Source organism: Brevibacillus sp. HB1.4B, assembly GCF_013284285.1.
In the GTDB taxonomy this organism is placed as follows: domain Bacteria; phylum Bacillota; class Bacilli; order Brevibacillales; family Brevibacillaceae; genus Brevibacillus; species Brevibacillus porteri.
On sequence record NZ_JABSUT010000011.1, the window covers coordinates 201,217 to 220,412 of the forward strand.

The 19,196-nt window shown below is 45.4% G+C and carries 3 protein-coding genes; all 3 read right to left on the reverse strand.

Annotated elements, in window-relative coordinates:
- Positions 1-10: 10 nt before the first annotated feature.
- The 3 genes from HP398_RS24460 to HP398_RS24470 all read right to left on the reverse strand — a co-directional run bounded on the left by HP398_RS24460 (position 11) and on the right by HP398_RS24470 (position 18,810).
- Positions 11-2,038: a condensation domain-containing protein gene (locus tag HP398_RS24460; protein WP_173623898.1), complete on the reverse strand. Its 2,028-nt coding sequence runs from the start codon at positions 2,036-2,038 to the stop codon at positions 11-13.
- Positions 2,039-2,117: 79 nt separating this feature from the next.
- Entirely contained in the window at positions 2,118-11,684 is a 9,567-nt protein-coding gene (locus HP398_RS24465) for a non-ribosomal peptide synthetase (RefSeq protein ID WP_173623899.1), read from the reverse strand.
- 10 nt (positions 11,685-11,694) lie between these two features.
- Positions 11,695-18,810 (reverse strand): amino acid adenylation domain-containing protein, encoded by a 7,116-nt coding sequence (locus HP398_RS24470; protein ID WP_173623900.1) that lies wholly within the window; start codon positions 18,808-18,810, stop codon positions 11,695-11,697.
- Positions 18,811-19,196: the final 386 nt, after the last annotated feature.

Here is a 19,196-nt window from a genome sequence, read left to right on the forward strand (position 1 = left end):
ACCTCTTTCGCTACAGAAATAATTGTTCAAAATCATCACTGGTTAGAAATTGGCTGTTCAGATGACTGACAATCTCGCGGATTCTTTGATGCGACTCGGCTGTCACGCTTTCCAACAAGTATTCATATTGGGTGCAGATCCGTTGCACTGTCTCCCTCTTGAATACATTCGATTTATAGGTAATGGCGCCATGTATGTGGTTGTTAGTTTTATGGATGCGGAATTGAAAATCAATCGTGGAGGGATATTCATTCTTACTCATTTCAAATAAGAGTTGAGGCTCGTGAGTGTTAGGAAAGGACGCTTGATGATAATGGGCTTCTTTTAACTTGCTTTGTATTTGCAAAACCAAATCGCCAAGTAGTGGATTGCCTGTCAGATCAGCTCGTAAAAGCAGGGCGCTTGGGACATCCTCGCTCTCGTCCCACCCCGCACGAAATGCCAAAGCCAAATCCTCCTTCTCGGTTTCTGCGTACAAAAGTACGAGAAATACGGTCATGAATATCGCATAGGAAGAGGCATCCCAAACTTTAGCCAGATGAGATATCCCAACCTCCCGCAAGCATGTCCATTCAAACGTCACTTCCTCGAACTTTACTGAGTCGGTAGAGAGTGGGATGACGTCCTCTGGCAATATCTTGAGGGAAGGCAAAGTGGAAAGACTCTCCATCCAATCAGCGGGCTTGCCTGCATGTGCAGGGATGTTTTCACCATCATTTTTCAAAAGAGAAAGACTGGTGCGTTCAAAGTCGGAAACCCATTTGGCAATGGTTTCTTCATCCAAAATATCTGAATTGTATTCGAATCCTGCCAGTATGTCATGATGGTTGTCCTTTTCAACGACCAAACATAAATCATACTGGGATACATCTTTGCCAATCGGATAGGTGCTTACGGTAAGGCCATTGCTATGAAAAGTATTTTGCGCATTGCCCAGCATAATCGCTGCATCTTGCTTAATCGCTTTTTGATGGACGAAAGCCGTTGAAAAAAAGGAAGCATATTTTTTATCGCGCTCATATTGCAATTCAGCTGTAATCAAAGAGATTGGATAGTTTTGATACTGTGAACATAAAGACAATTCTTCATGAATCTGCTTTGCCAATTCACGAAGCGAGCTGTTCTTAGGAATTTTGATTCGCAGGGGAAGCATTACCATACACGGTCCCATGATCGTATGAAACTCTCTTTTTGGCCTGCCGTATCTCGGTACGCCAACAATGATGTCGTCTTGCCCAGTTATCCGATAAAGAAAAGCACTAAAAAGGGATAAATAAATGACATCCGTAGGATATTTGTGATGTTTATGATAAGCAATCAACTCATCCCGGAGTTGGCGGGTAAACGTAAAGAATGATATCCCCCCTTTAAACGAAGGGGTACTCGGACGCTTTTTATCTGGCGGTACTTCTACCCGCTCAAGAGTCCCACCCAATTTCTTTTTCCAAAAACCTCTCGCAGCTTCGCCTTCTGGGCTCGCTATGTAATTCTGTTCCCACTCCACAAAGTCTGCGTATTGGTGTATTTGTGGTTGCAACACGTGATCATTGCCCGTGATCAGTAGTTGGTAGATCATCGTAAATTCATCGAGGGTGAGCGAAACACTCCACCCATCAAAGCAGATATGGTGATACTTGAAACATAAAATACTGCCGCTTTCTTTATAATCGAGCAATCTGCAACTGAATAACGGCCCCTCTTCCAGCGTAAAAGGCTTGCTGAACTCCTCATTGAAATATTCTCTAATCATCGTGTCGTCCCAGGTAGCGGAAGACACATGTTCAAAATCCAATATGGGCTCGCTATATACTTTTTGGATGGGCTCGTCTTCCAAAACAAAAATGGAACGATAGATTTCGTGGCGTTTCACGATCTCGTAAAGTGTACGGATCGTAACCGATACATCCAATCGACTTTCGAAGTGGAATAGATACTGCTCCTGATAATATGGACTCATTGGATAGACTAAATAGTGTAGATAATAATCTTTTTGAGCCTCAGACAGAGGGATCGTTTTGATAAAAGTTTTATCCATCATTCGTAGTCTCCCCGATACGCAACTGCGTAATGGTTGGGCATGCGGCTCTCACCAGCATGCCCCAACAGCCATAAACTAGTTAGCTGAATAGTTCATTGAAATCATATTCTTCCACCAAGTTTATTTGAGACAAGCGCTGCATTGGATTGTCAATCATTTGGCAAATGACATGCTTTAACTGATCTAGTAACGTATCCATTGCATTTTCGCTGAATGCTTCCGTGTTGTAATGAGCAGTTAACATCAGTTGGTCATGACGCGTGGACAAAAATAACATCATATCCAATTGATCGTCTTGAACAAAGTGACTGCCTTCATATGCTTTGATAATCGTTTCATCCAGAAAACGACGTAACGGACATTCTGTAAAGGTCATTTCATCTGATTCAGGCTGATTGTTCGATACATGTTGTCCAATAAAAACAAGGGAATACAAACTCTTCTTATCGCCTGTGGCAGCTAGTTGATCCTCTACAACCAAATTGTACGGATACTCTTGATTCTCGTACGCACCATATGCGGTTTCTCTTGTTCTGTTCATCATTTCCAATACAGTCGGGTTGCCAGACAAGTCTGTACGCATGGCGACCGGATTGATGAGCGGTCCAATAATTCCTTCTAGATCCGTCTGCGTGCGGCCAGATAATGTCGAGCCGACAGTTATGATGGTTTGATCTGTGAGGAGTGACAGCCAAATGTTGATCGCCGCAAGCAAGCTCGTATAGACGGTACCACCAGCCATTCGAGTCAATTCTAAAAGCGATTGTCCCTTCACTTGCTCGATTGGAAGCGAAGCTACGTTTGAAATTCGGTTGCCGTGTGTGTACGATTGTGTCTCTCGCGGTATGAACGGTGCATCTACATTTTGTTGCAGTTGTTTTAACCAATAGTCCCGTTGTCGGTTCAGTTCTCCATTTTGCAACCGTGCTTGCTGCCACAAGGTGTAATCCATATAATCCAATGGTTTGGAAAACTCCTGTTGCACCCCACTCTTTACTTGTTGATAAATGCCCGCGAGATCATTCATAAACACATCTAACGACCAGCCATCAAATCCAATATGATGCGCGCTCAAGATGAAGAAGTGCTTCGTTGATGAGATTCGATACAAAGTCATCCGGAAGAAAGACTCTCGCGAAAAATCAAATGGCTTGTACAGAGCAACTTGCAAATCCATTTTGATACGCTGCTCGCCTTCCGTCACAGATAACGAAGACAAATCTACAAACGCATTCTCCACCTCAAGGTCGTCATGCACTTTTTGATACAATTGCCCTTCGTTTTCTATAATCGTCGTGCGCATGATTCTGTGACGTTCAAACATGAGGCCCATAGACCTGTGCAGAGAATGACTGTCAACGGGACCGTCTACTTCAAAGAGGTAAACCCCTCCTACTGCTTCTTGGTCACTGAATTTTGCATGGAACCATTGTCTTCTTTGCCCATGGGATACTTCGAATAAGGAGACATCTGTCTGATTTTCCACGCGCGATACTTCATGGATGCGGGTATTCGTCTCACTGCCTTGCTTAATCTCAGAAATACGGGCGGCAATCGCTTCAATGGTTGGAAACTCAAAAATCGTGCGCAAAGGTATGTCCATCCCCAAAACATTTCGCATGCGGGAAATGACTTGCGTAGCCAATAAGGAATGTCCACCCCTATCAAAGAATGAGTCCTTGATCGAAATCCGATCCACCTGTAATATATCGCACCAGATGGAGTGGATAAGTTCTTCAGGTATCGTGCGCGGCTCAATGATCGAGAAATCGCTTGGTTTCATGACTGGTAATTCCAGTCTATTTCGGTCAATTTTTCCACTCGTGGTTTTAGGAATGCTGTCCAACTTCATGAAATAAGTTGGAATCATATAAGCAGGCAAATGCTCCTTCAGGAATGCCCGCCATTCGTTTACATCCCCGTCCCCCACGATATAAGCAGCCAATTCGGTAGCTGACCTGTCGTTTTTCACAGAAATAACGGCTGCTTCACGAACGGACGGATGCCTGCTTAATGTGGATTCAATTTCACCCAATTCAACCCGCATGCCTCTAATCTTGATTTGATTATCTTGTCTGCCTACGAATTTAATGTTGCCCGAAGGCAGGAAGTACCCCTTGTCGCCGGTTCGATATATTCTTTCCCCAGGTACAAACGGATTCTCCATAAATACTTCTTGGGTTTTCTCGCTATTATGCAGATAGCCTCTGGCCAATCCAAGGCCCCCAATATAAAGGTCGCCAATGACGCCAATTGGGACAGCCTTCCTATTTTGGTCAAGAACATAGACTCTGTTGTTATCAATCGGCTTGCCTACACTCACACAATCCTTTTCCAGCACGTCCATTGGTGAGCATGTGTAAATGGTGGAGTCGATCGATACTTCTGTGGCCCCCCACGTATTATGGAGTTTGGCATTTAGCTTTTTAAAGAACTTGCCTACTGTTTCGGGTAAAAGCGCCTCCCCACTGGAGATGACATTTTTTAATTTGTGCAAGTTGGATGCATCCTCTGGAGAAAGGGCGTCCACAAACATATTGAGCATGCTCGGTACAAATTGAATGCACGCAACTTGATAGTGAATAGCAGCCTGGATAATCGCCTCAGGGTCCCGATGCAGCCATGGTTCCAAGAGTGATATCCGTCCCCCTACAGACAATGGCCAAAAAAACTCAACAGCTGCATCATCAAATGTTAAGGTTGTTTTTTGCAGAATAGACTCTCCCTGCCCCAAGCCATGTTGTCGCTGCATCCATAACATGCGATTTACCCAGCCATAATGGAGGTTTTCAACGCCTTTCGGATTTCCGGTCGAACCTGACGTGTAATAAATCGAAACTAAATCTGTCGGTTTTACGGTTTGCTCCGGCAATCCCTCCGGCATGCTTGCTATTTTTTCTTTTTCCGCTTGGGAATCTATACATCTCACAGGAGTGGCTTGTCCAAACAGGTTCATGAACTCCGGCTCGGATATACAAATGTTGGTTTTGGAGCTTTCCAACAGTTTCGCCATCCTCGCTTGCGGCATTTCGGTATCCAAGGGGAGAAATGCTCCGCCAGCCTTTACGATGCCGAGAATCGAAATGACAAGCTCGATGGAGCGATTCATACATATCCCGACAGGCGTATTGGGTCCAACACCCAGCATAATCAGGTAGTGCGCTAACTGGTTAGAACGTCTATCCAGTTCTTGATAGGTCATCTTTTCACTGCCATATTCAGCTGCAATGAGTTCCGGTGTCTTTTTGGCTTGTTCGATAAACAAATCATGCAGGCATGTATTCTCTGGAATGGCGACTGCTGTATCATTCCACTCCACGAGGATTTTGTGACGTTCTTTCTCGCTCAACAATTCTAGCAAGGCCATCGGCACGTCCGGTGCATTCACAAGCTCTTGCAACCAATTTGCGAAGTGCTCTGTCATTTTTTCAATCGTGGATGCATCAAATAGATCCGTGTTGTAGATCATGTTCATCACGAGACCGTCCTCAGACTCACCCATGGATAACTGAAGATCAAATTTCGCCACATTGATATGAACCGGCATTTTTTCTAATTGCCCACTGAACGAATGATAGACATCCTCTTTCATTTCTGCCCATGTGAACACTGTCTGAAATACCGGGGAGTAGCTTGTATTGCGTTCCAATTGCAGCATTTCTACGATTTTTTCAAACGGGACATCCTGGTACTCCTGTGCCTGTAGAGCTTTTTCTTTTACTTGGGCAAGGAATTGCTGGAACGTTGGATTGTCTTGGAAGTTCGCCCGGTAGACGAGCGTATTCACGAAAAAGCCAATCAATCCTTCGATTTCCTTTACATGTCGGTTCGCTATGGGGCTTCCCACCAAAATATCGGTCTGTCCGGTATATCTGGATAAAAAGCCTTGGTACGCGGCCATCAGGGTCATAAATAAGGTGGTATTCTCTTGCCGACTAAACGCTTTCAGCTTCTCAAGCAATTCGGATGTCAGCACCATCTTATGCATACTTCCGGCGTAGGTTTGAATGCTTGGTCTTGGTCGATCAATCGGCAATTGCAAGACAGGAAGCTCTCCAGACAACTCCGCTTTCCAATAGTCCAGTTGTCGGCCCATCACTTCATCCGTCAGCCATTCACGCTGCCATACCGCGAAATCAGCGTATTGAATCGGCAATTCTGACAGCTCCGCACGTGCCCCGCTCTCTGCTTCCTCGTAAAAGGCCAACCATTCTTCCAATAAGATATCCTCTGACCAGCCATCCGTAATGACATGATGCATGGTGCACAGCAAAAGGAACTGATCCTCTTCGATCACGATTAACCTGGTTTGAATCAAGGGTCCCCGCTGTAGATCAAACCTTCTGTCTGCTTCCTGCATGATAATATCGTGAATTTGCTCTTCTTTTTCGGAGGCAGGTCGATCGCGTAGATCAGTCACTGGTAACGTTCGAGACACATGGGGTTCAATGACTTGGAAAGGTTGACCCCCTTCATTCGAAAACACAGTGCGCAAGATGTCATGACGTTGAAGAAGCGCATTCCATCCCATTTCCAACGCCTGCGCATTCCACTGCCCTGTTAAGCGCCACATGTGAGGAACATTGTACGCCGTACTCTCCGGTTCTAATTGATGTAAAAACCATAGACGCTGCTGGGCATGCGATAACGGTAGCTTTTCAAGATGCGAGGCCTTCACAATAGCTGGTGTCCGTTCTTTTTTTCCATCCCGGCCAAGCTCCATCATTTTGGCATCTAGACTTGCGATGGTCGGGCATTCAAACAGGATGCGCAACGGGATAGATAGATGAAAGGCTTCCTGCAAGCGGGATATGACCTGCGTCGCAAGCAACGAGTGTCCACCCAAATCGAAAAAGGAATCGTGGATACTCAATCGTTCCGTTTCCGTTTTTAAAACTTCACGCCAAATCTCTGCGATCCTATTCTCTGTATCCGTACGTGGTGCGACAAATTCGTCCTTCATCGTGCGCATTTCTGGAAGCGGCAATGCTTGACGGTCCACCTTCCCGTTAGCTGTAAGTGGGAAAACGTCCATTTTCACAAAATAGGAAGGGACCATGAAAGATGGCAATTGTTCACTCGCATACCGTTTCCATTCATCGACATCCCCGTCTCCCGCGATATAAGCAATCAGACGTTTATCGTCCGCTCCATATTCATGTATAAGGACGACGGCGTCTCTTACGCTCTCATGCTGACTGAGGACAGCTACAATCTCACCGAGCTCAATCCTGTTCCCTCTTATTTTCACTTGATTATCTTTTCGACCGATAAATTCGATTCCTCGCCCTGGCACATATTTCACCAGGTCGCCCGTCCTGTATAATCTCGCTTCAGAGTCTTGTTGAAAAGGATGCGGAATAAACTTCTCTTGGCTCATTTCCGGTCGGGTCCAGTATCCGAAAGCTAGTCCCTTGCCTCCCACATACAACTCCCCCACGAGACCGTCAGGAACTACCTTTAACATTTCGCTTAAGATATACACCTCCGTATCATTGATCGGTCGACCGATCGGAACGGAGTGCTGGATTTCGCTCTTATTTTTTATAGGATAATAGCAAGTAAATGTCGTGTTTTCTGTCGGGCCATACCCGTTAATCACCAATGTATCTGGTAACATATCCAAGGCACGTTGCGCATGCTTGGCGGACACGATGTCGCCGCCAGCCAACAATTGACGCACCCCTTTTAAATACTCGATCCGGTAATCGATCATTTGATGAAAAACGCCTGCGGTTAGCCATAACGTGCTGATTTCCTCGTCACGCAGCACTTGTCCCAACTCTTCAAGAGACAGGCCGTGAAATGGATAAATCACCAATTTCGCGCCATTTAGCAGGCTCCCCCAAATTTCGAAGGTAGCTGCATCAAATGAGATCGACGCGAGTTGCAGCATGGTTTCTTCCGGTGTGAGTGATACATAAGAGGCATGCTTCGTAAGTCGGATCACCCCTCGATGAGGGATGAGTACCCCCTTCGGATTTCCTGTCGAACCGGACGTATACATCAAATAGGCTAGACTTTCCGAAGTCGTACTCTCGCCTAGATTTGTATCTGATTCCTTGTTGATCTCACGAGCTTGCAGGTCGGGACAAACGATTTTCAATCCATCTGGCAGTCTGGACATCAAGCTTTCTTGTGTCAGTACAATCGAGATGCTTGCATCTTGCAGCATATAAAGCAAGCGTTGCTCAGGGTAAGCAGGGTCAAGCGGAACATAGGCACCGCCTGCCTTTAAAATAGCAACCATACTGATGATCATTTCAAACGAGCGATCCATGTACAAACCAACTCGGCTATCTGCTCCTACTCCGCACGATTTTAAATAATGCGCCAATTGATTCGCTCTGCTATTAAGCTCTCTATAGGACAGGCTCGTACCTTTGTATGCTAATGCAGTGGCGTCAGGATAAAGCTCCACTTGTTCTTCAAATAATGTGGAGATGGAATCTTGCATAGAGACTGTAGCCCCATCATTTTTTCCAAAGTCACCACTAGTATGATTCCATTCGAGTAAGAGTCTGTGACGTTCTTCCTCAGTCAACAATTCCAGCAAGGCAATCGGCACATCCGGTGTGTTTACAAGCTCTTGCAACCAATGCGCGAAGCGGACTGTCATTTTTTCAATGGTGGATGCATCAAATAGATCCGTGTTGTAGATCATGTTCATCACGAGGCCGTCTTCGGACTCACCCATGGATAACTGAAGATCAAATTTCGCCACATTGATCTGAACCGGCATTTTTTCTAATTGCCCACTGGACGTGCGATAGACATCCTCTGTCATTTCCGCCCATGTGAACACCGTCTGAAATACCGGGGAGTAGCTTGTATTGCGCTCCAGTTGCAGCATTTCTACGATTTTTTCAAACGGGACATCTTGGTATTCCTGTGCCTGTAGAGCTTTTTCTTTTACTTGGGCAAGTAATTGCTGGAACGTAGGATTGTCTTGGAGGTTCGCCCGGTAGACGAGCGTATTGACGAAAAAGCCAATCAATCCTTCGATTTCCTTTACATTACGGTTCGCTATCGGGCTGCCCACCAAAATATCGTTTTGCCCGGTATATCTGGATAAAAAGCCTTGGTACGCGGCCATCAGGGTCATAAATAGGGTGGTATTCTCTTGCCGACTGAACGCTTTCAGCTTCTCAAGCAATTCGGATGCCAGTACAATTTTATGCATATCTCCGGCATAGGTTTGAATGCTTGGTCTTGGTCGATCGATCGGCAATTGCAAGGCAGGTAGCTCCCCGGACAACTCCGCTTTCCAATAGTCGAGTTGTTGGCTCATCACTTCATCCGTCAGCCATTCGCGCTGCCATACCGAGAAATCAGCGTATTGAATCGACAATTCTGGTAGTTCCGCACGTGCCCCGCTTTCTGCTTCCTCATAAAAGGCAAGCCATTCTTCCAATAAGATATCTTCAGACCAACCATCCGTAATGACATGATGCATCGTGCACAGCAAAAGGAACTGATCCTCTTCGACGACGATTAATTTGACTTGAATCAAGGGTCCTCGCTGTAGATCAAATCTTTTGTCTGCTTCCTGTTCGATATAGTCGTGGATTTGCTCTTCTTTTTCGGCAGCAGGTCGATCACGTAGATCGATCACTGGTAACGTTTGATACACATAGGGTTCAATAGCCTGGAAAGGTTGACCCCCTTCATTCGGAAACACAGTACGCAAGATGTCATGGCGTTGAAGGAGCGCATTCCATCCCGTTTCCAACGCACGCACATTCCACTGCCCTGTTAAGCGCCACATGTGAGGAACGTTGTAGGCCGTACTTTCCGGTTCCAATTGATGCAAAAACCATAGACGCTGCTGGGCATGCGATAACGGCAGCTTGTCTCGATGAGAGACTCTCGCAATAGCTGGTGTCCGTTCTCTTTTGCCATCCCGGACAAGCTCCATCATTTTGGCATCTAGGCTTGCGATTGTCGGGCATTCAAACAAGATGCGCAACGGGATCGACAGATGAAAGGCTTCCTGCAAGCGGGATATGACCTGCGTCGCAAGCAGCGAGTGTCCACCCAAATCAAAGAAGGAGTCATGGATGCTAAGACGCTCCACCTTTAAAATTTCATACCAAATCTCTGCGATCCTCTTCTCGGTATCCGTACGTGGTGCGACAAATTCATCCTTCATCGTGCGCATTTCTGGCAACGGCAATGCTTGACGGTCTACCTTCCCGTTAGCTGTAAGCGGGAAAGCGTCCATTTTCACAAAATAGGAAGGGACCATGAAAGGCGGCAATTGTTCATTCGCATACCGCTTCCATTCATCGACATCCCCATCTCCCGTGATATAAGCAATCAGGCGTTTATCATCGGATCCATATTCATGTACAAGGACGACGGCTTCCCTTACGCGCTCATGCTGATTGAGAACAGCTACGATCTCACCGAGCTCAATCCGGTTTCCTCTTATTTTTACTTGATTATCTTTTCGACCAATAAATTCGATTCCTCTGCCTGGCACATATTTCACCAGGTCACCCGTCCTGTATAATCGCGCTTCAGGGTCTTGTTGAAATGGATGCGGAATAAACTTCTCTTGATTCAACTCCGGTCGATTCCAGTATCCGAAAGCGAGTCCCTTTCCCCCCACATATAATTCGCCCACAAGACCAACAGGAACGAGCTTTTGTTTATCGTTTAGGATAAAGACCTCGGTATCATTGATCGGTCGGCCGATTGGAACGGAATGTTGAATCTCACTCTTCTCTTTTATGTGATAGTAGCACGTAAATGTCGTATTCTCTGTCGGACCATACCCATTAATCACCAGTGTATCTGGTAACATGTCTAAAGCTCGTTGCGCATGTTTGGCGGACACGATGTCGCCGCCAGTCAACAATTGACGCACTCCTCTTAAGTCTTCGATCCGATAATCGATCATTTGATGAAAAATGCCTGCGGTTAGCCATAACGTACTGATTTTTTCGTCACGCAGCACTTGTCCCAACTCGTCAAGAGACAGGCCGTGAAATGGATAAATCACCAATCTCGCGCCATTGAGCAAGCTCCCCCATATCTCGAAGGTAGCCGCATCGAATGAGATCGACGCTAGTTGCAATATCGTTTCTTCCGGTGTGAGTGATACATAGGAGGCGTGCTTCGTAAGTCGGATCACCCCTCGGTGAGGGATGAGTACCCCTTTGGGATTTCCTGTCGAACCGGACGTATACATCAAATAGGCTAGACTTTCCGAAGTCGTACTCTCGCCTACATTCGCATCTGATTCCTTGTTGATCTTGCTAGCGTCCAGATCAGGACAAACGATTTTCATTCCGTGTGGCAGTCTGGACTTCAAGCTGTCTTGTGTCAGCACAATCGAAATGCTTGCATCTTGCAGCATATAAAGCAATCGTTGCTCAGGGTAGGCAGGGTCAAGCGGGACATAGGCCCCGCCTGCCTTTAAAATAGCAACCATACTGATGATCATTTCAAACGAGCGATCCATGTACAAGCCAACTCGGCTCTCTGCTCCAACCCCGCACGATTTTAAATAATGGGCCAATCGATTCGCTCTGCTGTTAAGCTCCTTGTAGGTAAGGCTTGCATCTTTGTATACCAATGCAATGGCATCAGGATGAAGTTCCACTTGTTCTTCCCATAATGCGGTAATGGAATCTTGCATACAGCACCTCCTAATGATTACTCCACATTTCCAGCAGTTGTTTTTCTTCCTCTTCTGAAATCAATCGCAAGCCTTCTATTGACTCCTCAGGATATGCCATCACTTGTTCGAGCCAATTCACAAAATGTCCGATCATTCGTTCTATGCTGGACGGATTAAATAGGTCTGTATTGTAGCCGAATGAAATCGTCAACGAGTGCTCTGAATTGACTTCTATTGAAATGGACAAATCAAATTTGGCAACCTTGATGGTGCTTTTCACTGGCTCAATTTTTCTATTTGGCCATTGCTTTACGTTTCTCAGGTGGGTTTGCATCGTAAAAATCGTTTGGAAAACAGGGGAGTAGCTTGCATTTCGCTCTGGCTGGAGAGCCTCTACTATTTTTTCAAAGGGCACATCCTGATTTTCTTGCCCGCGCAATGTTTTTTCTTTGACTTGGGCGACCAATTGCCTGAAGCTTGGATTGTCTTCGACGTTCACTCTGTAAACCAGCGTGTTTACAAAGCACCCGATTAACCCTTCCATTTCTTTTCGAGTGCGATTCGCAACCGGGCTTCCTACTAAAATGTCTGTTTGTCCGGTATACCGAGAGAGAAAGCTCTGATAGGCAGCTAGTAATGTCATGAACAGGGAAGCGCCCTCTTGCTTGCTGAAAGCTTTTAGTTTTTCTAATAATGAAGGGGCCAGATCGATATGCTGCATGTCTCCTGCATACGTTTGAATGGCTGGTCGTGGACGATCGAATGGCAACTGAAGCACCGTAAGATCGTCTGCAAGTTCATTTTCCCAATACGCCACTTGCTCTTTCATCGTCTCATCTGATAGCCATTGTCTTTGCCAGACAGCAAAGTCCCCGTATTGAATGGATAACGGTGGCAGATCAGCAGGTGTTCCGCTGACTGCTTCTTCATAAAATGCCATCCACTCGTCCAACAAGATATCCTCTGACCAGCCATCGAATACAATATGATGTACGGTACAAAGTAGAACATACTCCGATTCATCCTGCTTAATCAGCTCGGCTTCAATCAACGGTCCTTGGCTCAAGTCAAATACGCGATCAGCACTCTGTTGAATAGAATGCTGGACCTGCTTTTCACTTTCATCCGCGGAGAGACTACTTACATCTATGACAGGCAATGATCTTGATTGATGCGGCTGAACGAGCTGTACAGGGACGCCATTTTGTTTTGCGAATACGGTACGAAGCATTTCATGACGTTCAACCAATTGGTTAAATCCTTTTTCTAATCCGGCAACATCCCATGAACCGCTTAAGCGCCATACATAAGGAATGTTATAGACGTTGCTTCCTGGCTCCAGTTGGTCAAAAAACCACAACCGCTGCTGCGCAAAAGATAACGGAATGGGTTCCGTTCTATCCACTTGTAGGAGCGCAGGCAGTTGAACCATTTTTTCGCCTTGTCGCAATTCGGTTAGCCGCTTAGCCAACCCCTCAATGGTCGGGCAATCAAAGATCGCTCGGAGAGGTAGATGTTGACCAAACACTTCTCGTATGCGCGATACAACCTGTGTTGCCAACAGGGAATGCCCGCCCAATTCAAAGAACGAATCAAATACCCCTATTTGGTTTACTCTTAAAATTTCACTCCATATGAGTGCGAGCAATTCTTCCGTTGAGTTTCGCGGCGCTGCGTAGTGATGGCTTACTATGTGGATATCAGGCAGTGGCAATGCTTTACGATCCAATTTGCCACTCGATGTGAGCGGCATTTCACCCACCCGTACAAAATAAGAAGGAATCATATAAGGCGGTAACTGTTTCTGTAAATGGCTTTTTACTGTCTCGGCCTCTGATGCCCCACTGTAATAAGCAATTAATCGTTTATCCCCCGGCTCATATTCATGGGCAATGATTGCCACTTCTCCTGCCCCTTGCTGCTTCCTCATAACCGCTTCGATTTCACCTAATTCAATCCGATAACCGCGAATTTTCACTTGATTATCCATACGGCCGATGTACTCAATATTGCCGTCTGGCATCCACCGAGCGTAGTCACCTGTCTTGTATAACCTTTCAGATGGATTGCCAAAAGGATTCGGGACAAAACGTTCAGCTGTTAACTCAGGCTTTCCGATATACCCTCGTGCAAGACCAATGCCCCCAATAACCAATTCGCCCATCACGCCTATTGGTTGCAGGTCCCCTTCCTTATTGAGGATGTAGGCTTGAATATTATCCATAGGCTTACCAATGGGGATTACCTTGCTATCGGCCTGGCAATCATAGTAGGTCACTTCAATAGTCGTTTCCGTAGGACCATACAGATTAATAAGAGTCGTATGATTCCTTTGCCCGATTAATCGATGAAAACGTTGAACCTGTTCCGCACTCAAAGCTTCCCCGGTTGTATAGACTCGCTGTAAAGTTTTGATTTCCTCTGCGCAATCCACGTTTTCCAAATGGTCTAAAAAGATGCTGAGCATAGATGGAACAAAATGAATATAAGTTATCTGATGCTGGGCAACCGTTTTGACAATAAGCTCCGGGTCTTTCTCTGCATGGGGAGCGAGGAAACATAATTTACTACCAGTGAAAAACCATAGGACTAATTCCGTTACGGAAACATCAAAACAATAGGGAGTCTTTTGCATGATGGTGTCATGCTCGTTCATTGGGTAGCGATGGACCATCCAGTTCATCCGATTGACAACCGAGCAATGCTCGATCATGACTCCTTTTGGTGCCCCCGTCGAACCTGAGGTATAGATGACATACGCCAAATTTTTCGAATGGGCAACGGACTCCAGATTCTCGCATTCTACATCCTGATCCGGCCTATTCTCTTCCAATAACAGGACGGGTCCATTGAAATCGATCGCTGTCTTGAATTTCTCTTGCATGACGACGACCTTCGTATCGCTATCCCGGAGAATATAGGACAGTCTTTCTTTCGGAGCCACTGTGTCCATCGGCATATACGCTCCACCCGCTTTTAGAATGGCAAGAATACCAATCATCATGTCGGGAGAACGCTCACTCAGTAACCCTACTAATGTATCCGGCTTCACTCCCTGATTTCGCAATTTGCTTGCCAAGAAGTTTGCCCTGTTGTTTATTTGCCTGTAGGTCCATTGTTCGTTGCCGAATACAACCGCCATTCGCTCTGGCGTCCGGGCAGCTTGCTCTTCGAATATTTGATGGAGCGTTTTTTGATCCTCAAAAGCAACATCCGTATCATTCCACTCTTGGAGAATTTGGTTCTCTTCAGAAGCGGTCAGCATAGGCATGGAATGCAACGTCCGGTCACTGTGCGTAAGAACGCTTTTCAGCAATTCAATATAATGCGCAAACATGCGGCGCATCGTAGATTCGTCATACAAATCCGTATTGTATTCCCAGTCAAGGCTTATACTTCCGTATTCATCCTTTGTTAAAAGAGAAGAAGAGAGCTCCTCATGATTCGTCACCACTACGTTGATATCAAATTTGGCCGATCCGTTGCTAATGCCTTCAGTGAGTTGAATATTCAGATTGGATACAGGTAAATGCGTGACTTTTGCATCCTGGAAACTAAACATGACTTGGAATAGAGGGTTACGGCTTTGATCACGCTTCAGTTTTAAGGCATCGACTACTTGGTCAAAAGGAATCTCTTGATTCTCGTACGCTTCCAAGGCCGATCTCTTCACATCTTGCAATACATCCTGGAACGTCATATTGTCGGTAAATTGCGTACGGATCACAATATTGTTGACAAACATCCCGATCAATTCTTCCGTGTCTTTCCAGCGGCGATTCGCGATACCCGAACCTACAATAATGTCTTCTTGATTGGAATAACGATGGAGCAAGGTTTGAAACGCAGACATCATGACCATGAATAAGGTCGTGTTTGTTTTCATGCAGTAATCACGCAATTGAAGATACAGTTCTTCCGGTATTAATTGGGTAAACATATTCCCGTGAAAGGTTTGATTTACTGGTCGTGGCCTGTCAGTGGGTAGTTCCAGAACCCCATTGGCCCCTTGCAGTAGATTCTTCCAGTACGTTAACTGCTTGTTTTCCTTGCCGCGCTTAAACAGCTCATTCTGCCATACGCAATAGTCTGCGAATTGAATCGGCAACTCAGCCAGTGGAGATGGTTTCTTTTCAAGATAGGCACTGTATAGCGTAAACAGTTCTTTTAAAAATTTGCGGAATGACCATCCATCATGAATCAGATGATGCTCCACAAACAAAATGACAGACTCCAACTCAGAAATCTTATAAACAATCCATCGCGCCAATGGCAGCTGTGCGATATCAATCGGATTTTTGATCTCCATTTGAATGAGTCTTTGGACTTCGGCGGCACGATCACTCTCAGGTAAGTGCGAAACATCTATAACAGGCAATTCCACATCGAATGGTTCATAGATCACCTGATAGGGTTGTCCATTTTTCTCATGAAAAACGGTTCGGAATATTTCATGTCTGCGAACAATCTCTGTAAAACACTTATTGAGTATGGGGAGATCCAGCATCCCCCGCACTTTCATTGTGGCTTGAAAAATATAAGCCAAATTATTCGCGCTTAACTGTTCTAAAAACCACACTCTTTCTTGCGAATAAGAAAGCGGCAATTCTCGATCTCGTGATACCCTCTTGATGGCAGGTAACGCATCCACTGCATCTACCTCATCTGCGGCAGTTACGATCGGCACGATGCTCCGAATCGTCGGATGGGTAAACAGAGCAGACAACGGAATCTCTTTCTTGAAAAGAGCACGGATTCTGGCAATAACCTGAGTCCCCAACAGCGAATGTCCGCCTAATTCAAAGAAATTATCCTCGACTCCAATCTCATCGTATCCGAACAAATCCATCCAAATGTCCAAGAGCTTCGTTTCCCATTCTGTTTCCGGTTTTACATATTCCTTCGAAACATGCGGACGACTATTACCTACCTCTGGCAGTGACTTCAGGTCAATTTTTCCACTGGGAGTAAGCGGGAAAACATCCATTTTCACAAAGTAGGCCGGAACCATGAACTCTGGAAGCTGAGCCTTCAGATAATCACGCCATTCTGTTACCGTTCCAGACCCTATCACATAAGCGATCAGCTTGTTATTTTCATAGGCGTCTTTTTTCGCGACAATGATTGCTTGCTCAACAGTCGAATGATTGCCTAAAGTGACTTCAATTTCCTCCAGCTCAATTCTGTACCCTCTCACTTTTACCTGGTTGTCATTGCGCCCGATATACTCCAAGTTTCCGTCGGCCAAGTACCGAACCAAATCTCCCGTTCGATACAAACGCGAGTCTGATTTTGGACAATACGGGTTGGAAATAAAGCGTTCCTTTGTCAATTCAGGACGGTTCAAGTAACCTCTTGCTACGCCTGATCCGCCGACATACAGTTCTCCGGCAACTCCGACAGGTTGCATTTGCAAATGCTCGTTCAACACGTATAACTGTGTATTGGCATTCGGTTTTCCAATGGGTATTTGCGCGTGTTTTTCATCTGGATGGCATTTGAAGCTGGCAACCTCGACTGTCGTCTCTGTCGGCCCATATGTGTTGTATAAGGTTGTACCATGAGGAATGGTCAACAGATCGGTACATTTCGTAACAACAGGAGGCGGAAGTACTTCCCCTCCAACTGTGACGTATTTCAAGGAGGATAATGCAGCAGAAGAACCATGATTTTCTATAGAATCCAATACAGCTTTCAACATAGATGGCACAAACTCGAGATGGGTAATTTTATGCATCTCGACTGCTTTCACAAGCAAGGCAGGGTCTTTCTCATCGCTGTTCGGGAGGATGTACAAGCTAGCGCCTTTCAACATCCACCAAAAGAGTTCCCAAACAGAAGCATCAAAGGAAACAGACGTTTTTTGTAAAAGCCTGTCCGTTTGTAAAAGTGGACTGCGACTCTCCAGCGTTTGAAGAAAATTCATAACGGAATGATGCTCAATCATTACCCCTTTCGGATTTCCTGTCGAGCCGGAGGTATAGATGACATAAGCAAGATTATGGCCGTTTACTTCCATTGCAGGGGGCTCCGTGCTTTCATTCGACAAAATTTCGCAATAATCCGACAATTTTACCACTTTTATTCCGTCAGGTACTTTCGTCGCGGACGCTTCATCCGCAATCACTACTTGTAAAGCAGCATCTCCCATAATATAGTGGAGTCTTTGAACGGGATAAGCAGGATCGATCGGTACATAAGCGCCTCCTGCTTTCAACACACCTAATATGCTTACGATCATTTCCATGGAACGCTCTTGGCATATTCCCACCAGCACTTCACTCGTTACACCAATCTTTCGGAGGTAATTCGACAATTGATTTGAGCGGAGATCCAATTCCCGATAGGTCATCTTCTCTTGCTTAAAAACGAGCGCGATGGCATCGGGATTCCGATTGGCTTGGAAATCAAAGGCATTCAAGATTGTGTCAGGAACATTCGTGGGTTCATCATTCCTGCACCACTCGTCTACCAGTTCTCTCTCTTGGTTTTTGGTTATTAGTCTCAATAAATCGATAGGAGTTTCGACATCCGTGATTACTTGTTCGATCCAGTTACAAAAGTTCTCGATCATTCGTCGTATCGTCTGTTGTGTAAACAGGAAGGAATTATATGTAAAAGTTATGCGCATTCCCTCAGCTTCTTCGACATCAACACGCAGCTCTACATTTGCTATTTGGGAATCGACAAAAAGTTTGATATCCCCATCCCCAGCTTTTCCCACTCTTAAAAAGGTATGAAATAATTTCGTAGTTTCGGAGTTGCTGGTAAGCTTCTCCTCCATCCCATTCTCTTTGACCTCGTTCAACAGCTGCTTAAAATTCGTCGTTCCACCCATAATCACTCGACTTGCAAAAAAGGCAGAGCTATCACCCTCTATCGCACCAATCCGAATGTCGTTTTGCCCCGTATATCTGTAAAGATAGCTATGGTATGCAACCAAGAATAGCGTAAACATGTCGGTCTCTTCTTGCATGCAAAGCAATCTTGCTTTTTCCCCCACCGGTTTTGACAGATCAATCGATTGCCACTCTTCTTCATAGCGAACATTTTTTTGTCTGGGGATATCAAACGGAAGCTGTAGCAATGGAGCCTCTCCTGCCAATTCTGAAAGCCAATGATTCACTTGATCTTCCATGGTCATGGTTATCCTCCCTTTTTGAGCTTGATAATGAAGGGGGAACCCTCTAAAATTATGAAGTTCCTCACCCGCTCTGCTTGATCAGACTTTTAAAATGGATAGTAGTCGGTAAGCCTCCCCCTCCTTTACAAAGTAGGCGTTGACTCATCGAATCGTCCACGATAAAGACTGGACACCCGATTAGTTAAGGTGAAGCAAATAGAAAAAGGGAAAAACATAGGAATAGTTGACCAAACAAACATGTTGCTTTCAAATTTTATCGTGCATGTTCAAAGCGGCTACAAACGAGATGTGAAAGGGAAGGTAACTGAATCGAATTGCTATGAATTCGCGAAAAAAGTGGAGTAGTGTTTGAATACAGTTGAGTATGAAACACCTATGCAGGGAAG

Bases quoted from the DNA above. Each gene is read 5' to 3' on its own strand.
- HP398_RS24460 (WP_173623898.1), bottom strand. From the start codon at position 2,038: ATGATGGATAAAACTTTTATCAAAACGATCCCTCTGTCTGAGGCTCAA.
- HP398_RS24465 (WP_173623899.1), bottom strand. From the start codon at position 11,684: ATGCAAGATTCCATTACCGCATTATGGGAAGAACAAGTGGAACTTCAT.
- HP398_RS24470 (WP_173623900.1), bottom strand. From the start codon at position 18,810: ATGACCATGGAAGATCAAGTGAATCATTGGCTTTCAGAATTGGCAGGA.